The sequence below is a fragment of the Streptomyces sp. NPDC085900 genome (assembly GCF_044540925.1).
Taxonomy (GTDB): Bacteria; Actinomycetota; Actinomycetes; order Streptomycetales; family Streptomycetaceae; genus Streptomyces; species Streptomyces gilvifuscus.
In genome coordinates, this window is record NZ_JBITSP010000004.1 from 252,094 (window position 1) to 268,068 (window position 15,975).

At 72.4% G+C, this 15,975-nt stretch carries 13 protein-coding genes; 5 read left to right on the top strand and 8 right to left on the bottom strand.

Annotated elements, in window-relative coordinates; translation table 11 throughout:
* Positions 1 to 230: 230 nt before the first annotated feature.
* Both ACIGDI_RS15220 and ACIGDI_RS15225 read left to right on the top strand, forming a co-directional pair.
* On the top strand, positions 231 to 1,406 hold the full coding sequence (locus tag ACIGDI_RS15220; protein ID WP_399895881.1) for a glutathione-independent formaldehyde dehydrogenase: 1,176 nt from the start codon (positions 231 to 233) through the stop codon (positions 1,404 to 1,406).
* A gap of 233 nt (positions 1,407 to 1,639) precedes the next feature.
* Positions 1,640 to 3,814: an FUSC family protein gene (locus tag ACIGDI_RS15225; protein ID WP_399895884.1), complete on the top strand. Its 2,175-nt coding sequence runs from the start codon at positions 1,640 to 1,642 to the stop codon at positions 3,812 to 3,814.
* Between the two features lie 49 nt (positions 3,815 to 3,863).
* Here ACIGDI_RS15225 and ACIGDI_RS15230 read toward each other — a convergent pair whose 3' ends face one another.
* The 6 genes from ACIGDI_RS15230 to ACIGDI_RS15255 all read right to left on the bottom strand — a co-directional run bounded on the left by ACIGDI_RS15230 (position 3,864) and on the right by ACIGDI_RS15255 (position 9,609).
* Positions 3,864 to 4,352: a GNAT family N-acetyltransferase gene (locus ACIGDI_RS15230; RefSeq protein WP_399895887.1), complete on the bottom strand. Its 489-nt coding sequence runs from the start codon at positions 4,350 to 4,352 to the stop codon at positions 3,864 to 3,866.
* A 221-nt stretch (positions 4,353 to 4,573) separates the two neighbouring features.
* On the bottom strand, positions 4,574 to 4,816 hold the full coding sequence (locus tag ACIGDI_RS15235; RefSeq protein ID WP_399895890.1) for a DUF5302 domain-containing protein: 243 nt from the start codon (positions 4,814 to 4,816) through the stop codon (positions 4,574 to 4,576).
* Between the two features lie 136 nt (positions 4,817 to 4,952).
* Complete coding sequence (locus tag ACIGDI_RS15240) at positions 4,953 to 6,302, bottom strand: DEAD/DEAH box helicase (RefSeq protein ID WP_399895893.1); 1,350 nt, start codon at positions 6,300 to 6,302, stop codon at positions 4,953 to 4,955.
* 280 nt (positions 6,303 to 6,582) lie between these two features.
* Positions 6,583 to 7,170 carry a hypothetical protein gene (locus ACIGDI_RS15245; RefSeq protein ID WP_399895895.1) on the bottom strand — a complete coding sequence of 196 codons (588 nt, stop codon included), beginning with the start codon at positions 7,168 to 7,170 and terminating at the stop codon, positions 6,583 to 6,585.
* 247 nt (positions 7,171 to 7,417) lie between these two features.
* Positions 7,418 to 8,860, bottom strand: coding sequence for an APC family permease (locus ACIGDI_RS15250; RefSeq protein WP_200701295.1), 1,443 nt, complete (start codon positions 8,858 to 8,860; stop codon positions 7,418 to 7,420).
* A 53-nt stretch (positions 8,861 to 8,913) separates the two neighbouring features.
* On the bottom strand, positions 8,914 to 9,609 hold the full coding sequence (locus ACIGDI_RS15255; RefSeq protein ID WP_399895898.1) for a FadR/GntR family transcriptional regulator: 696 nt from the start codon (positions 9,607 to 9,609) through the stop codon (positions 8,914 to 8,916).
* A 191-nt stretch (positions 9,610 to 9,800) separates the two neighbouring features.
* Between ACIGDI_RS15255 and ACIGDI_RS15260 the strand changes: the two genes are divergently transcribed.
* Positions 9,801 to 11,222 (top strand): amino acid permease, encoded by a 1,422-nt coding sequence (locus ACIGDI_RS15260; protein ID WP_399895901.1) that lies wholly within the window; start codon positions 9,801 to 9,803, stop codon positions 11,220 to 11,222.
* 59 nt (positions 11,223 to 11,281) lie between these two features.
* Here ACIGDI_RS15260 and ACIGDI_RS15265 read toward each other — a convergent pair whose 3' ends face one another.
* Positions 11,282 to 13,177 carry an ABC transporter ATP-binding protein gene (locus tag ACIGDI_RS15265; protein ID WP_390627348.1) on the bottom strand — a complete coding sequence of 632 codons (1,896 nt, stop codon included), beginning with the start codon at positions 13,175 to 13,177 and terminating at the stop codon, positions 11,282 to 11,284.
* A 174-nt stretch (positions 13,178 to 13,351) separates the two neighbouring features.
* On the opposite strand from ACIGDI_RS15265, the gene ACIGDI_RS15270 reads away from it, so the two are divergent.
* Positions 13,352 to 14,332 (top strand): YbhN family protein, encoded by a 981-nt coding sequence (locus ACIGDI_RS15270; RefSeq protein ID WP_399895904.1) that lies wholly within the window; start codon positions 13,352 to 13,354, stop codon positions 14,330 to 14,332.
* 17 nt (positions 14,333 to 14,349) lie between these two features.
* Here the strand turns inward: ACIGDI_RS15270 and ACIGDI_RS15275 are convergent, their stop codons facing one another.
* On the bottom strand, positions 14,350 to 15,063 hold the full coding sequence (locus ACIGDI_RS15275) for an SDR family oxidoreductase (RefSeq protein WP_399895906.1): 714 nt from the start codon (positions 15,061 to 15,063) through the stop codon (positions 14,350 to 14,352).
* 56 nt (positions 15,064 to 15,119) lie between these two features.
* Here ACIGDI_RS15275 and ACIGDI_RS15280 point away from each other — a divergent pair, with 56 nt between their 5' ends.
* Positions 15,120 to 15,884 (top strand): crotonase/enoyl-CoA hydratase family protein, encoded by a 765-nt coding sequence (locus tag ACIGDI_RS15280; protein WP_399895909.1) that lies wholly within the window; start codon positions 15,120 to 15,122, stop codon positions 15,882 to 15,884.
* The last annotated feature ends 91 nt before the right edge of the window (positions 15,885 to 15,975 follow it).

Consider the following 15,975-nt stretch of genomic DNA (forward strand, 5'->3'; position numbering starts at 1 on the left):
GCGTCGGGGGCCTGCGGGGACCCGCACGGCACGCCCCGCCGGAGCGCCGAAGCTCCGCCTGGCAAGCCGGCGGCGGCACCACCGTTTCACCTGAATCGGGTGAACGGCCCGCAGCGGCATGCCGGAGCCACGGACCCCGTCGGACCACTTCCCGGGAGTCAGGCCCTGTACGCCGTCTCCATCACCGCCGTGCCGCGGTCATGCTGCGTGCGGTACCGAAGGAATCCATCATGAAAGCAGCGGTATACGAAGGTCCGCGAACGGTCACTGTGAAGGACGTACCGGACGCGAAGATCGAGCACCCCTGCGACATCATCGTCAAGATCACCGCCACCAACATCTGCGGTTCGGACCTGCACATGTACGAGGGCCGCACCTCGTTCGAGTCCGGCCGCACCCTGGGACACGAGAACATGGGCCAGGTCGTGGAGGTGGGCCCGGCCGTCCGCAAGGTCCAGGTCGGCGAGTACGTGGTCCTGCCCTTCAACATCGCCTGCGGCTTCTGCAAGCAGTGCGAGCGGGGTCTGACCAACTACTGCCTGACCATGCAGCCGGAACCGGCCCTCGCCGGAGCGGCCTACGGATTCGCCGACATGGGCCCCTACCAGGGCGGCCAGGCGGAACTGCTGCGCGTGCCCTACGGCGACTTCAACGCGCTGCGCCTGGGCGAGGACGCCGCCGAGCGGCAGACCGACTACGTGATGCTCGCCGACATCTTCCCCACCGGCTATCACGCCACCGAGATGGCCAACGTCAAACCGGGCGACCAGACGATCGTCTACGGAGCCGGTCCCGTCGGGCTGATGGCGGCCTACTCCGCTCTCCTCAAGGGCGCCGGCCGCGTCTGGGTTGCCGACCACCAGCCCGACCGGCTGCGCAAGGCGGAGGAGATCGGGGCCATCCCGATCAACACCGCCGAGCAGAACCCGGCGGATGTCGTCAAGGAGGCCACCCTCGGTCTGGGCGCCGACAACGGCTGTGAGTGCGTCGGCTACCAGGCGCACGATCCCGACGGACACGAGGACGCCAGCCTCACGCTCAACGGACTGATCGACTCGGTCAGGTTCACGGGCGACATCGGTGTGGTGGGCGTGTTCCTGCCCCAGGACCCCGGCGGCGAGAAGGCCCAAGGGGAACTGGAGGCGCAGGGCAAGGTGCCGATCGACTTCGGCATGATGTGGTTCAAGGGCCAGCGCATGGGCACCGGGCAGGCGCCGGTGAAGAGGTACAACCGGGCGCTGCGGGACCTGATCGCCGGCGGCAAGGCGAAGCCGAGCTTCATCGTCTCCCACGAACTCAGCCTGGACGAGGCCCCCACCGCCTACGAGCACTTCGACGCTCGCGACGAGGGCTGGACCAAGGTCGTCCTGCATCCCGACGGTCACGGGAACGGCCACAAGCGGTAAGGGGCCCGGGACCGGCGTCCCGCCGGTTTCCCCCGGCCCGGTCCGGGGTGGACGGGTGGCGAACCGCCCGTCCACCGGCCGGGGCCGGGGGCAATCCCCCGCTCCCCGTTCGGACTTGGACGAACGGCGATCGCCCGCGCTCCGGCGTCCTGGGAGGCTTCCTTGCCCGACGGCTGCCGCACCTCAACGAGGCCGAAACGACCCGGCAGGGCGTTCCGGTCAGGCTCAGACCCGTGACCTGGCCGCGGGCCTTCGGGGAGGTCGTGCGATCCGGGCTCACGATCGAGGAGACGCGGCTGGAGCCCCTGCTCGCGCTGCGCACGGCCGCCGGGGTGGCGATCGTCGTCGGGGCGGCCCTGTGGCTGGTCTCCCCCGCGTATGCCGCGTCCGCCGCCCTCGGCGCCTACTCCGCGGGTGGGGCCACCTTCCAGCGCACCTGGCGTCCACGCAAGGTGATCGCACTCGGCGCGGGCGCTGGTCTCGCGCTCAGCACCTTCGTGGGCTACCTGGCGGCGGGGCGACTCGTGACGTTCCTCCCGCTGCTGGCCGTATGGGCCTTCACCGCGGGAATGGCGTGGGCCGTCGGATCGACCGCCGGGATCGTCGCGGCGACGACCGTGGGCAGCATGCTGGTGACCGTCACCCTGCCCACGAGCGTCGGGCGAGCCCTGGAGCACGCCGGGGTCATCGCGCTCGGGGGCGTGACGCAGGCCGTGCTGATCCTGCTGTTCCCGATCCGGCGTTGGGGAGCGCATCGTGACGCGCTCGCCGACGCCCTGGCCGCCGTGGCGGACTACGCCCGGCGGTTGCGGCACGACCCGACCGCCCCGTTCGACCCGGAGCCGTTGATGACGGCCCGGGACGCGGCCGCCGTGACGCCGTCACAGGCCCGCACCCGTCCCCCCGTCCTCCACGGCCCCCGGGGACTCGCCGAGCGCATTCGGCCGGTCGTCGCCGCGCTCGCCGACCCGGACGTCGGCGCCCCGGCGGAGGGACCCGGGCGGGACCGTGCGCGGGAGTTGCTCAACGCCGCCGCCGACGTCCTCGATGCCGCCGCTCGTTCGATCCGCCGCGGCGCTCCCGCCGAAGTGCGGCCCGGGACCACGGACGTCCTGCGTGTCGACGAGGAGCACGAGGTACTGGAGGGCCCCGCGCGGCAGGCCGCCGAGCAGCTCGTGGAACTGCTCGGCGAGGCGTTGGAGATCGCCCGCTGCGGCGACGCGCGCGGGAGGACGCCCACGCCGCCCGGCCCCGCGGGCGCCCAGTTCCTGGTGCGCCCGACGATGCTCCGGCTGGTCCGGGTCGTCGTCCGGGCGGTCCGCCGTGAACTCCGGCGGGACTCGCCCGTGTTCCGGCACGCCGTCCGCCTGGCGGCGGTGGCCACGCTCGGCTATCTGATCGCCGCCCGGCTCCCCCTGGGCCACGGCTACTGGGCGCCCATCGCCTCGGTGATGGTGATGCGGCCGGACTTCCACCGGACGTACGCGCGTGCGGTGGCCCGTCTCGCCGGGACCCTGGCGGGGGTCGCGCTCGCCACTGGGGTGGTGCGGGCCCTGGGTCCGGACGCCCAGGTGTCCGGCGCGCTGGCGGTGGTCTCGGCGGGCCTGTCGTACACGCTGATCCGTACCGGCTACGCCTACTCGCAGTGCTTCACCGCCGCGTACGTCGTCTTCCTGCTCGGCATGGGCGGCCAGGCGTGGGAGCAGACGGTCCCGGAGCGGGTGGTGCTCACCCTGCTCGGCGGCGCCCTGGCCATGCTGGCCTACGTGGTGTTCCCCGCGTGGGAGACGCCCCGGCTGCCGGGCCGGCTCGCGGACTGGCTCGCGGCGAACGGCCGCTACGCGGCCGCGGTGCTCCGCGACTACGCCGAACCGACCCGGGAGCATCATGCCGACATGCGTAGGGCACTGCTGGCGAGCAGGGAGGCACGTGCCGCCTGGCAGGAGGCATACGACCGGGCAAGGCAGGAACCGGTCCGCCCCAGGGGGCTGACGTCGCGCGAGGCGCAGGAGGCGCAGGAGGCGCTCAAGGGGCTCGGCCGGGCGGCGATGCTCATGGAGAGCCACGTCCCGCGGACCGACAGCCGTTTCGTCCCCGAGGCGGAGCGGTTCGCCGAGGCCCTGGAGGCCGACACCGAGCAGGCAGCGGTCGCCGTGCGCGAGCACAGAAATCCGGACTGGGGGCACGTGGATGACGCGCTCCGCGCATGGGAGGGCGCCACCGGGGACCGAAGCCCGGTCGTGCGGCGCGAGGCGGAACTTCAAAGACGGGCCTTGGAAGAGCTCGCGACGGCCGTGAGCCGCACGCCCCTGGAACGAGACGTCGGCTCCGCTCGCGAGGAGCAGCGGGTGCGGGCGGCCGTGGCGGCGGAAGGTGAGGGATCAGCACCCGCGCACCGGGGCGGGTGACGAAACCGGCCGCGGGGAGCCGCGCCGCCGCCGAGCGGCGCACACGGCGTCATCGCGAGGGAATGCGGAACTCGAACTCGGGACGGTCCCACGGCACGGCGGGCGGGTTCGCGAGCGCGGTCCCGGTTCGCACCGCACCGACGCGGTGGTAGAAGTCCTCGGCGGGAAGGTGCGACACGACCTTGAGACGGTCGATCCCGGCGGCGCGGGCCTCGGACTGCATGTGCTCGACGAGCAGCCGTCCAATACCCCGTCCCTGCACGTCGTCGGCGACGAACAGCAGGTCGAGCTCCGGTGGCTCCAGGACGAGCGAGTAGAACCCGAGGACCCGGCCTCCGTGCTCGTCGGCGTCGACGGCCACGAAGGTGCGGTGGGCCTCGATGTAGTCGGGCCCCACCCGGTAGCCCGCGACCGCGGCCGCGTACTTGCCCTGGTAGGCGCCCGAGCCACGCACGAGCCGCGTGAGCCGCTTCGCATCCCGCGCGACGGCCCTCCGAATCGTGATTCGGAGGTTGATCGGGAAGGTGCGTGGGCTCATCGGGAGAGTATTTCGCACCGGGGAACACCTTCGTGCGGTGGGTCGGCCGCTCTCGCGGGGAGGGGATCGCGCATCGCCGCGGGAGATCGCCGACCACGCCCTGTCCGCGACACGCTCGGCGAACGGGCTTGAGCGTGTTGCGGGCCACCGGCCACCGCACCGGCGCGCGTGGAGGGCGCGCACAGTGCCGGTGGAGTGCTCAGGCCGCGGGACCTACCGGCTCAGCCGCCGCTCTTGCGCCTGAACGACCGCTGGCTCGCGGCCGGGCCGTGCGCCGCCCGCACCTTCGACGCGTCGGAGCTGGATGCGGCATCGGCGGCATCCGCCTGCGCGCCGCGCTTGCGCGCGAGGGCTTCGCGGAACTTGCGCTTGAGGTCGTAGTTGCCGTCGCTGTCCGGCGCGAGAGGGGACGGCTCGGCGGCGGCCGGCTCCGAACCTTCCGTGGAAACGGGCTCTGCGGTCATGGTGACCTCCTGGGTTCGGGGATGTGCGACCACAGCTTGTCATGGCGCACGGGACGGCGGCGGGCCGGGCCGAGGCGTGGCGATCCCCGTGTGGCCGGAAGTTCACCGCCAGGCTTCACCGCCGGGGCGACGCGTCTCAGCCGTTGCGCCGCACGAGGGCGGCCCTGCGGGCTTCGGCCAGCTTGCGTGCCTCGCCGGCCTTTCGGGACTTGCCGCCTGCGCCGCGGGAGTTGTCCTTGCTGGTGCCGAGGCCACGGAAGGGCAGGTTGGCGTTCTTGGGCCGGGGGACGGCGGGGCCGCCGTCGAGCGGGGTCCCGGAGGGGGCCTTGGCGCCCGTGATCCGGCTCAGTTCCGCCTCGCCCGAGCGCACCTTGGTGACGGTCGCCTCGACGCCGGCCTCGGCCAGCATGCGACTCGTCTCCCGGCGCTGGGCCGACAGCACGAGGGTGACCACGCTGCCGGACTCACCGGCGCGGGCGGTGCGGCCCGCCCGGTGCACATAGTCCTTGGGGTCGGTGGGCGGATCGACGTTGACCACGAGATCGAGGTCGTCGACGTGCAGGCCACGGGCCGCCACGTCGGTCGCCACCAGAACGCTGATGTGGCCGTCCCTGAACTGCGCCAGTGTCCGGGTGCGCTGCGGCTGGGACTTGCCGCTGTGCAGGGCCCCGGCATGCACCCCGTTGGCCCGCAGATGGCGGGTGAGCAGGTCGACGGAGTGCTTGGTGTCGAGGAACAGCAGGACGCGGCCGTCGCGGGCGGCGATCTCCGTGGTGACGGCGTAGCGGTCGGGACCGTGGACGACCAGGACGTGGTGCTCCATCGTCGTGACCGTGCCCGCCGACGGGTCGACCGAGTGGACGACGGGGTCGTGGAGGTAGCGGTGGACCAGCTGGTCGACGTCGTGATCCAAAGTGGCCGAGAACAGCATCCGCTGGCCGTCGGGATGCACCTGGTCGAGCAGGTCGACCACCTGCGGCAGGAATCCCAGGTCGCACATCTGGTCGGCCTCGTCCAGCACGGTGATCCTCACCCGTCCCAGGCGGCAGGCGTTGCGCTCGATCAGGTCGTGCAGGCGCCCGGGGGTTGCCACGACCACTTCGGCTCCCTGGCGCAGCGCGGCGATCTGCCGGCCGATCGACATGCCACCGACGACCGTGGCCATCCGCAGCCGCAGGGCCTCGGCGTACGGCGTCAGCGCCTCGGTGACCTGCTGGGCCAGTTCGCGGGTGGGCACGAGGACCAGGGCGAGGGGCTGCTTCGGTTCGGCGCGCCGCCCGGCCGTACGGGTCAGCAGCGGCAGGCCGAAGGCCAGCGTCTTGCCCGATCCGGTGCGCCCGCGTCCCAGGACGTGGCGCCCCTTCAGGGCGTCGGGCAGCGTGGCGGCCTGGATCGGGAAGGGGTTGCGCAGCCCGAGCGCGCTGAGTGTTTGCAGCACCTCGACCGGCAGTCCGAGGTCGGCGAAGGAGTCGTCGGGGCGCGTCATGAACAGCCTTCCGTAGAGGAACGTACCGAGGAAGGCCCGCCAGGATCGAAGAGCCCACGCACAGGTGGAACCGGACGCACTGGACCGGCCGGCGCGAGGACCACGCAAACGCACCACGGTAACACGAGGCATGTCATCGTCCTGACTTCGCGCGTTTCGGTCCGGGTCCGGCCGGCCCCTGCCCGCGAAGGCACTTCGCTTTCGCCGCACCCCGGGGCACGCGGGAGGGGCGGACCGCCCCGTGAGCGGTCCGCCCCGTCTTTCCTCCGTCCTGGACCGGCTACTCGGTGGCCGGCAGCGAGGGCAGTCCGCCGCCCAGGAGGCCGGTGACCAGGGAGAGTACCGGCGACAGCGCGCCCGTCACGGCGTCGAGGGCGGAGCCCAGGTCGAGCGAGCCCAGGGCCTTGAGCAGGTCCTGGACCGCCGTCTGGATCTGGGCCAGGGCGTCCGAGATCGGGTCGGCGGCGCGCGCTCCCGCCCGTGTCGTGCCGTCGGCGGCCGTTCCGGACCGGTCTCGCAGCTCCCGTACGAGCGGGGCGGACGCCGTTTCGACCGCCTTGCGGTAGGCGGTCACCTCGTCCGTGCCGAGCCGCTCGCCGCGTCGGTCATTGAGGTCGGTCAGCACACCGAGCAAGGGGTGGAGCCCTTCGGTGCCGGGCAGCCGCTTCGCCTCGTCGAGGCGACGGCCGACGTCCGCCGCCCCGTCGGTCGTCGGCGCCCCCGGGACGGAGGGCTGCGCGACGGCGGTGTCGGTGGCTGCGGTTCGAGGGCCGGTCGTGGCGGCGGCGGTGCCTGCGCCGCCGAGGACCAGCGCGGCGCAGACGACGGACGGCAGGAGCAGTCCGCGGGATACTACGAGGGGGGACATGCAGATTCCTTTCAAGGGCTGTGGGACACACCCTTCTCGGGCTCACAGTGGGAAGCCCCGACAGGCCCTGCAACCGCTCCGGCGGACGCCTCACCGCCGTCCGATCCCCTCGAAGAAGCTCTCACCTGCGGGTTCTCGTCCACACTCCCGTTCACGCGCTCCTTCGGCGCACTCCACCGTCAGGGTGCGGAGGGCACTTCACGCCGCGTCGGTCCACACCACGTCGCTTTGACCCACGTCGGCTCACTCACTCCACGTCCGCGACGACGGAACCGACCCTTTCCGCCAGGCCCGGGTCGCGGCGGACCAGGAGGGCCGCGTAGCCGACGGCCAGGAGCAGGGCCGCGAGCGCCGCGACCGGGAACCAGTTGTACGGCGCCGGCTGGCCGGGCTTGGCCAGGTAGTACAGCGGCACCAGGATCGCCAGGACGCCGAGCGCGGGCAGCACCAGGTGGCGGACCGTGCGGAACTCCTGCGGCCGGTAGCGCCGGTAGTAGAAGGGGAGGGCGATGTTGGAGGCCAGGTAGACCACCAGGATCAGGATCGTGCCCAGGGTCGAGGACTCGGTGAAGAAGACCACGGGGTCCATCGGGCCGCCGTCGGCCCCGATCAGGTGGCCGAGGCCCCAGCCGCCGATGATCAGCAGGGCGGTGACGGCGAAGGTGACGATCGCGTTGTTCGGCGTACGGCGCACGGGGTGGACGTAGCCGAAGAAGGACGGCAGCAGTCCCTCACGTCCGGCGTTGAAGACCAGTCGGGCCTGGGAGTTGATGCCGGCGATGAGCACGCCGAGGGTCGAGGTAAGGCCGCCGACGTAGGCGAGGAAGGCCAGCGCGCCGAGAGTGTCGTGGGCGACGTCGATGAAGGGGATGGCCGAGTCGCCGAGCCGCTGGACGTCGTAGTCGAAGCCGGTGACGGTGGCGTAGGAGAAGAGGATGTAGCTCGCCGTCATGATGCCCACCGAGGAGAACACGGCGCGGCCGACGTTGCGCCGCGGGTTCTCCGTCTCCTCGGCGAGGGCGGCGGAGTTCTCCCAGCCGACGAAGAGGTACACGGCGAGCGGGAAGCCGGCGGCCAGGCCCTTGAGGCCGTGGTGGATGTGGTCGGGCAGGAAGGGCGCGGCCGACAGGTTGCCGCGGTGTTCGACGAGCGCCGCGACCGAGACCACGACGAGGACCAGCATCTCCACGGCGAAGAAGTAGCCGGCCCACTTCGTGGAGACGACGATGCCACGCAGCATCAGCACCACCGAGGCGCCGGTCAGCAGCAGGGTCCAGATGATCCAGGGGATGTCGACGCCGGTGTAGTGGTGCAGGGTGATCTGCACGAAGCCGCCCGAGATGGCGATGACCGAGGCCATCGCGATGATGTAGCCGAGGCCGGCCAGCAGGGCGGTGGTCACGGCGCTGACCGGGCCGAAGGTCTTGCCGACGAAGGTGATGAAGCTGCCCGCGGAGGGGTGCGCCCGGGAGAACTGGGCGAGGGTGTTGCCGAGCAGCGCGACGGCCACGCCCGCGGCGAGGATCGTCAGCGGGGAGGCGACACCCGCTGTGGTGGCGAGGAACGCGAAGCCGAAGAAGAAGCTCATGGCCGGGCCGACGTTGGCCATGGTGGCGGCGGCGATGTCCGCCATGCCGAGGACGCCGCCGCGCAGCCGCTGGGGCGGGCCGGCGGTTCTCCGGTCGGGCATGACGGCGGCTCCTTGTGCGGGGTCGGTGCGGAGGTCGGGGTCGCGGGCGGGGCTCAGACCGTTCCGGCGTCGCGGTGGGCCTTGACCGCGGCCACCGCCGGGGCCATGGCGCCGCGGGCGAGTTCGTCGAGCAGGTCGGTGTGGTGGCGGTTGCGCGCCCGTACGACCTCGGGGGTCGGGGCGGGCAGCAGCAGGCACTGGCGGCCGAGCAGGTCGGCGGCGAACTCGCGGATGCCGGGGCCGCCGAGCGCCTCGGCGAGGTCGAGGTGGAAGCGGGTCTCCAGTTCGAGCAGGCGGTCCGGTACGTCGGTGCGGTCCAGTTCGTCGGTCAGCGCCCGCAGTCCGTCGAGCCGGTCCTGCGGCACCTCGCCGACGGCGTGGGAGACGAGCCCGCACTCCAGGAGCGCGTGCACGGCGTCCAGCGAGGCAGCCTCGTCGGGGTCGTGCATCACGGCAACGACGGTGTCCCAGTCCTGTGCGACGAAGGTTCCCCCGGCCCGGCCCCGCCGGCGGTCGAGCAGACCGTCCTGGCACATGCCCTCCAGGGCCCGGCGCACGGTGATCTCGCCGATGCCGAGTTCCTCGGCCAGGACGCCGACGTCCGGCAGCCGTTCCCCCGGCGGCTCGGACCTCAGGCGCACCCGCAGGGCGATGCGTGAACGGACGAGCTCCGATCCTGTCTGTCCCCTGCCGGGCAGGACGCGGACGTCGAGCACCCCGGAGACGAACTTGCCCGCTGCCTTGGCCACGACGTCACCTTAACCGCCTGCTGAGCGGGGTCACGGCCCGCGTGAGATGTGCATGGGGGCTCCTACGGACGTAGCGGCTCCGCGTTGCACGCAAAATAGAGCATGATGAACAGTTAAACAAGTCTTGTTCTTTTGGATCGTACTGAACTAATTTCCGGGTCACCGTCCCCACTCCTCTCATGGATGTCGCGATGACCTCAACGCTCACCCAGAGTCCGCCCTCCGAGCCCGGCCTGAAGCCGGGCCTCAAGAACCGCCACCTGTCGATGATCGCCATCGGCGGTGTCATCGGCGCCGGCCTGTTCGTCGGCTCCGGCTCCGGCATCGCCGCCGCCGGCCCCGGCATCCTCGTCTCGTACGCGCTCGTCGGCGTCCTCGTCGTCCTCGTGATGCGCATGCTGGGCGAGATGGCCGCCGCCAACCCGACGTCCGGCTCCTTCTCCGCCTACGCCGACCGGGCGCTCGGCCGCTGGGCCGGCTTCACCATCGGCTGGCTGTACTGGTTCTTCTGGGTCGTGGTGCTCGCCGTCGAGGCGACCGCCGGGGCCAAGATCCTGGCGGGCTGGGTGCCGGCGGTACCGCAGTGGGGCTGGGCCCTGATCGTCATGCTGGTCCTGACCGCCTCCAACCTCGCCTCGGTCAGCTCCTACGGCGAGTTCGAGTTCTGGTTCGCCGGCATCAAGGTCGTCGCCATCGCCGCGTTCATCGTGCTGGGCGGCCTCGCGATCTTCGGTCTGCTGCCCGGCTCGGACCACCCGGCGTCCGGCTTCTCCTACCTCACCGCGCACGGCGGATTCCTGCCGCACGGTCCGGGCGCGATCCTCACCGGCGTGCTGATGGTGGTCTTCTCCTTCATGGGCAGCGAGATCGTCACGCTCGCGGCCGGTGAGTCCCAGGACCCGCGGGGCGCGGTCACCAAGGCCACCAACAGCGTGATCTGGCGGATCGCGGTGTTCTACCTGGGCTCGATCCTGGTCGTGGTGTCGCTGCTGCGCTGGGACGACCCGGCGATCCTCAAGGACGGTTCCTACGTCGCCGCGCTCAGCTCCATCGGCATCCCGCACGCCGCGCAGATCATGAACGCGATCGTGCTGACCTCGGTGCTGTCCTGCCTCAACTCCGGCCTGTACACCGCCTCCCGCATGGCCTTCTCGCTCGGCGGACGCAGTGACGCCCCGGCCTCCTTCGCCCGCACCACGCAGCGCGGTGTGCCGCGCACGGCGATCCTGGCCTCGGTGGTCTTCGGCTTCGTCGCGGTCGCCTTCAACTACCTGTGGCCGGACACCGTCTTCCAGTTCCTGCTCAACGCCTCCGGTGCGATCGCGCTCTTCGTCTGGCTGGTGATCTGCTTCTCCCAGCTGCGGATGCGGAAGATCATCCAGCGGGAGTCGCCGGAGAAGCTCGTCGTGCGGATGTGGCTGTACCCCTACCTGACCTGGGCCACGATCGCCCTGATCACCTTCGTGCTGGGGTACATGCTGACCGACACCGCCGACGGCGGCGGACGCGACCAGGTGGTCCTGTCCACGCTGGTGGCGCTGGGCGTGGTGGCCTTCGCCCTGGTCCGCCAGCGGGTGAGCCGCAAGCGGGACGAGCCGGTCCTGCAGTCCTAGCGGCCTCACGACACACGGCCCCGGGGGCGGCGATGCCGTCCCCGGGGCCGACGCCGTCGCTACGCGACCACCTCGACCTCCGGCGCGCCGCCCTCACCGCCGCGCTCGTCGAACTGGGTGCGGTACAGCTCGGCGTACCGGCCGCCGGCCAGCAGCAGTTCCTCGTGGGTGCCGCGCTCCAGGACCCGCCCGTCCTCGATCACCAGGATCATGTCCGCGGCCCGCACGGTCGACAGCCGGTGCGCGATCACGACCGCGGTCCGGCCCGCCAATGCCTCGGTCAGCGCCTCCTGGACGGCGGCCTCGGAGGTGTTGTCGAGGTGGGCGGTGGCCTCGTCGAGGATGACGACGCGCTGGCGGGCCAGCAGCAGGCGGGCGATGGTCATGCGCTGGCGCTCGCCGCCGGACAGGCGGTAGCCGCGCTCACCGACGACCGTGTCCAGACCGTCGGGCAGCGAGCGGACCAGGTCGTCGAGGCGGGAGCGACGCAGGGCGTCCCACAGGTCGGCCTCGGCCGCCTCCGGGCGGGCCAGCAGCAGGTTGGCGCGGACGGTGTCGTGGAAGAGGTGGCCGTCCTGGGTGACCATGCCGAGGGTGGCGCGCAGCGAACCGGCGCTCAGGTCGCGGACGTCCACGCCGCCGATGCGCACGGCGCCCTCGTCGACGTCGTACAGGCGCGGCAGCAGCTGCGCGATGGTCGACTTGCCGGCGCCGGAGGAGCCGACGAGCGCCACGGTCTGGCCGGGTTCGGCGCGGAAGGAGATGCCGTGCAGGACCTCGGCGCCGCCCCTGGTGTCCAGGGACGCGACCTCCTCCAGCGAGGCCAGGGAGACCTTGTCGGCGGACGGGTAGGCGAAGCGGACCGCGTCGAACTCCACGGAGACCGGGCCCTCGGGGACCTCCCGCGCCCCCGGCTTCTCCACGATGAGCGGCTTCAGGTCGAGCACCTCGAAGACCCGCTCGAAGCTGACCAGCGCGCTCATCACCTCGACACGGGCCCCGGCGAGCGCGGTGAGCGGCGCGTACATGCGGGTCAGCAGCAGGGCGAGGGAGACGACGGCACCCGGCTCCAGGCTGCCGCGCAGGGCGAACCAGCCGCCCAGGCCGTAGACGAGGGCCAGTGCGAGGGAGGACACCAGGGTGAGCGCGGTGATGAACACGGACTGGGCCGTGGCGGTGCGCACGCCGATCTCCGCGACCCGGCGGGCGCGTGCCGCGAACTCCACCGACTCCTGCTCCGGGCGTCCGAAGAGCTTGACCAGGGTGGCGCCGGGAGCGGAGAAACGCTCGGTCATACGGGTGCCCATGGCCGCGTTCAGGGTGGCCGCCTCGCGCTGCATACGGGCCATGCGGCTGCCCATGCGCCGGGCCGGGATCACGAACGCCGGCAGGAGCAGCAGCGCCAGCAGCGTGATCTGCCAGGACAGGGTGAGCATGACGGCGAGCGTGAGCACGAGGGTGACCAGGTTGCTGACCACGCCGGACAGGGTGTTGCTGAAGGCGCGCTGGGCGCCGATGACGTCGTTGTTGAGTCGGGAGACCAGCGCTCCCGTACGTGTGCGTGTGAAGAACGCGACCGGCATCCGCTGCACATGATCGAACACAGCCGTCCGCAGATCGAGGATGAGCCCCTCCCCGAGCGACGCCGAGAGCCTCCGGCCGAGAATCCCGAGCGCCGCCTCCGCGACCGCGATGAGCGCGATGAGCAGGGCGAGGCGTACGACGGTGCTCCGGTCGCCGTGCGACACGATCGCGTTCACGACATGCCCGGCGAGCACGGGGGTCGCCACGGCCAGCAGCGCGGTCACCACCCCGAGGAGCACGAACTGTGCGATGCGGGCGCGGTGCGGACGGGCGAACGCGCCGATACGGCGCAGCGTGGCGCGCGCCACGGGTCGGCGCTCCTGCTGGGCGGTCATGACACTGTGCAGCTGTGTCCACGCTGTGGTTTCCATGCTCATGGGAGAGAACGTAGAACCTCGAGCGTCGTTGAGGTCAACACTCCCGCCGCATCGTCCCCTGCCCCGAAGGACCTCATGGCCCTGCCTCCCCACCCGCTTCCCGTCCGTAAGCCGCTGTCCGCGATCCCGCAACCCGCAGTTGGCGCGGCGCGGAAACCCTCTCCCGGTGTGACTGCGGTTGAAGTTCCCCACGGCTCCCTTCCTCCGGGACGGTTCCCCCGTCGCGTCCCGGTCCGCCAGGTCCTGTGCCTGCTTCCGCTCCTGCTGGTCACCGTCGTCGCCGTGCGGCACCGTGACGTCCTCGCCGAGGGTTTCGGCCATCTGCGCTCGGCCGACTGGCCGTGGCTGCTGGCCGCGGTCGCCGCCACCTGTCTGACCTGGGTGGCCGCCGCCTTCACCCGGCAGGGCGCGGTCGTCGACCGGCTGCCGAGGCGGCGGCTCCTGGCCACCCAGTTCGCCGCGGGCTCCGCCAACCACCTGCTGCCCACCGGCCTCGGCGCGGGGGCGGTCAACCTGCGGTTCATGACCGTGTGCGGCATTCCGCTGGCCCGTTCCTCGGCCGCCCTCGCCCTGTACCTGCTGGCGGAGTCGGTCACCCGGGTGGCCCTGCTGGTCGCGCTGCTGCTCGCGTTCCCCGACGCGCTGCGCTTCGGCAGCCTGGTGCCGCCGGACGCGACGGCCCCACTGCTGCTCACCGTCGCGGCGGTCGCGGTCCTCGCCGTCACCGTCCTGGTCCTGGTACGGCGGCTGCGCACGGCCGCGCTGTCCTTCCTGCGTACGGCGCTGGGCGAGCTGCGCTCGGTGCACGCCCGCCCGTCCCGGGCCCTCGCCCTGTGGGGCGGCTCGCTCGCCTTCCCCGCGCTGCAGGCGGCCGGGCTCGTCCTGGTCGGCATGTCGCTGGGGCTGCCGGTGCCTCCGGTGCACATGGCCGTGGCGTATCTGGCCGCGACGGTCGCGGTCGCGCTGGTGCCGACGCCCGGCGGGCTCGGCTCGGTGGAGGCGGCGCTGGTGGTGGCCCTGGTGGCGGCGGGCGGCCCGGCGGCCGTGGCGACGGCGGTGGTGCTCGCCTACCGGATCATCACGGTGTGGCTGCCGCTGGTGCCGGGTGCGCTGACCCTGGGGGCCCTGGTGCGGCTGAAGGTGATCTGAGCCCGGGAGCGAACGCCCTACCAGGCGAGCGGCTCGCCGTCCCGGAAGAAGCCGCCGGTCGGGCCTCCGTCGGGCAGCGTGGCCGCCCACACGACGCCCGCCGCGCCCTCGGCCACGGGCCGGCCGCCCCGGCCGCCCATGTCGGTGGCGACCCAGCCCGGGCAGACCGCGTTGACCAGCACTCCGTCCCGGCCGAGCTCCCCGGCCAGCAGACGGGTGAGGGCGTTGAGGGCGGCCTTGGAGACGCTGTAGGCCGGGGTGCCGCCGCTCATCGCGTGCAGGGAGCCGCCCTCGCTGCTCACCATGACCACCCGGGCGTGCGAGCTGCGCCGCAACAGCGGAAGCAGCGCCTGGGTGACCCGCCAGGCACCGAACAGATTGGTGTCCAGGGCCTGTTGGACCTCGGCCAGATCGGCGGACCGGGCCTGCGCCCAGGTGTCGTAGAGGATCGCCGCGTTGTTGACGACCACGTCCACGCGGCCCTGCTCGCGGGTCACCCGGTCGGCCATCGCGGCCACGCTCTCCGCGTCGGCGACGTCGAGCCGGACGGCGGTCACCCGCTCGCCGCCCGGGTCGAGGCGGGCCGCCGCGGCACGCCCCTTGTCGAGGTCGCGCGAGCCGAGGACCACGCGGTGGCGCCGGTCGGCGAGCTGTCGTACCACCTCGTACCCGATACCGCGGTTGGCCCCGGTCACGACGGCGACCGGGAGGTCAGCGCCTTCGCCTGCCATCAGGAACACTCCCTCTGTACGCGACATCAGCCTCGCACAGGAAAAGGGGACCCAGCATGCCGGTCCGGACCGAGCGCCAGGGACACGTCACCACGGTCGTCCTCTCCCGCCCCGAGGCACGCAACGCTGTCGACGGCCCGACGGCCGCCGAACTGGTCGCCGCGTTCCGGGAGTTCGAGGCGGACGAGCAGGCGCGGGTGGCGGTGCTGTGGGGTGAGGGCGGCACGTTCTGCGCGGGCGCCGACCTCAAGGCCGTCGGCACGGAGCGGGGGAACCGGGTCGCGGAGGACGGCGACGGCCCGATGGGCCCGACGCGGCTGCGGCTGTCCAAGCCGGTGATCGCCGCGGTCGCCGGGCACGCCGTCGCGGGCGGTCTGGAACTGGCCCTGTGGTGCGATCTGCGGGTCGCTGAGGAGGACGCGGTCTTCGGCGTGTTCTGCCGGCGCTGGGGTGTGCCGCTGATCGACGGGGGCACGGTGCGGCTGCCCCGGCTCATCGGGCAGAGCCGGGCGCTGGACATGATCCTGACGGGCCGTCCGGTCCCGGCGCGGGAGGCGTACGGGATGGGGCTGGCCAACCGCCTCGTGCCCACCGGCACGGCCCGCACCGCGGCGGAGGAACTGGCCGCGGAGATCGCCCGTTTCCCGCAGGCGTGCCTGCGCGGCGACCGGGCGTCGGCGCTGGAGCAGGAGGGGCTGCCGGAGGAGGAGGCGATGCGCGGCGAACTCCGTCACGGGATGGACGTGTTGGCACAGGGCCTGGAGGGTGCGGCGCGGTTCGCCTCCGGGGCGGGACGGCACGGGTCCTTCAACGACCTGTAACGGGACGTATGACGAGTCCTTTGGCGAGTCGTTCGGCGAGTCCTTTGACGATCGGAACGCGCCAGGCTCCCCCGGCAGCGAGTACGAACTT

Coding starts and splice junctions, on each gene's coding strand:
- ACIGDI_RS15260 (WP_399895901.1), top strand. CDS start 9,801: ATGACCTCAACGCTCACCCAGAGTCCGCCCTCCGAGCCCGGCCTGAAG.
- ACIGDI_RS15245 (WP_399895895.1), bottom strand. CDS start 7,170: ATGTCCCCCCTCGTAGTATCCCGCGGACTGCTCCTGCCGTCCGTCGTC.
- ACIGDI_RS15230 (WP_399895887.1), bottom strand. CDS start 4,352: ATGAGCCCACGCACCTTCCCGATCAACCTCCGAATCACGATTCGGAGG.
- ACIGDI_RS15250 (WP_200701295.1), bottom strand. CDS start 8,860: ATGCCCGACCGGAGAACCGCCGGCCCGCCCCAGCGGCTGCGCGGCGGC.
- ACIGDI_RS15240 (WP_399895893.1), bottom strand. CDS start 6,302: ATGACGCGCCCCGACGACTCCTTCGCCGACCTCGGACTGCCGGTCGAG.
- ACIGDI_RS15265 (WP_390627348.1), bottom strand. CDS start 13,177: ATGGAAACCACAGCGTGGACACAGCTGCACAGTGTCATGACCGCCCAG.
- ACIGDI_RS15220 (WP_399895881.1), top strand. CDS start 231: ATGAAAGCAGCGGTATACGAAGGTCCGCGAACGGTCACTGTGAAGGAC.
- ACIGDI_RS15280 (WP_399895909.1), top strand. CDS start 15,120: ATGCCGGTCCGGACCGAGCGCCAGGGACACGTCACCACGGTCGTCCTC.
- ACIGDI_RS15235 (WP_399895890.1), bottom strand. CDS start 4,816: ATGACCGCAGAGCCCGTTTCCACGGAAGGTTCGGAGCCGGCCGCCGCC.
- ACIGDI_RS15275 (WP_399895906.1), bottom strand. CDS start 15,063: ATGGCAGGCGAAGGCGCTGACCTCCCGGTCGCCGTCGTGACCGGGGCC.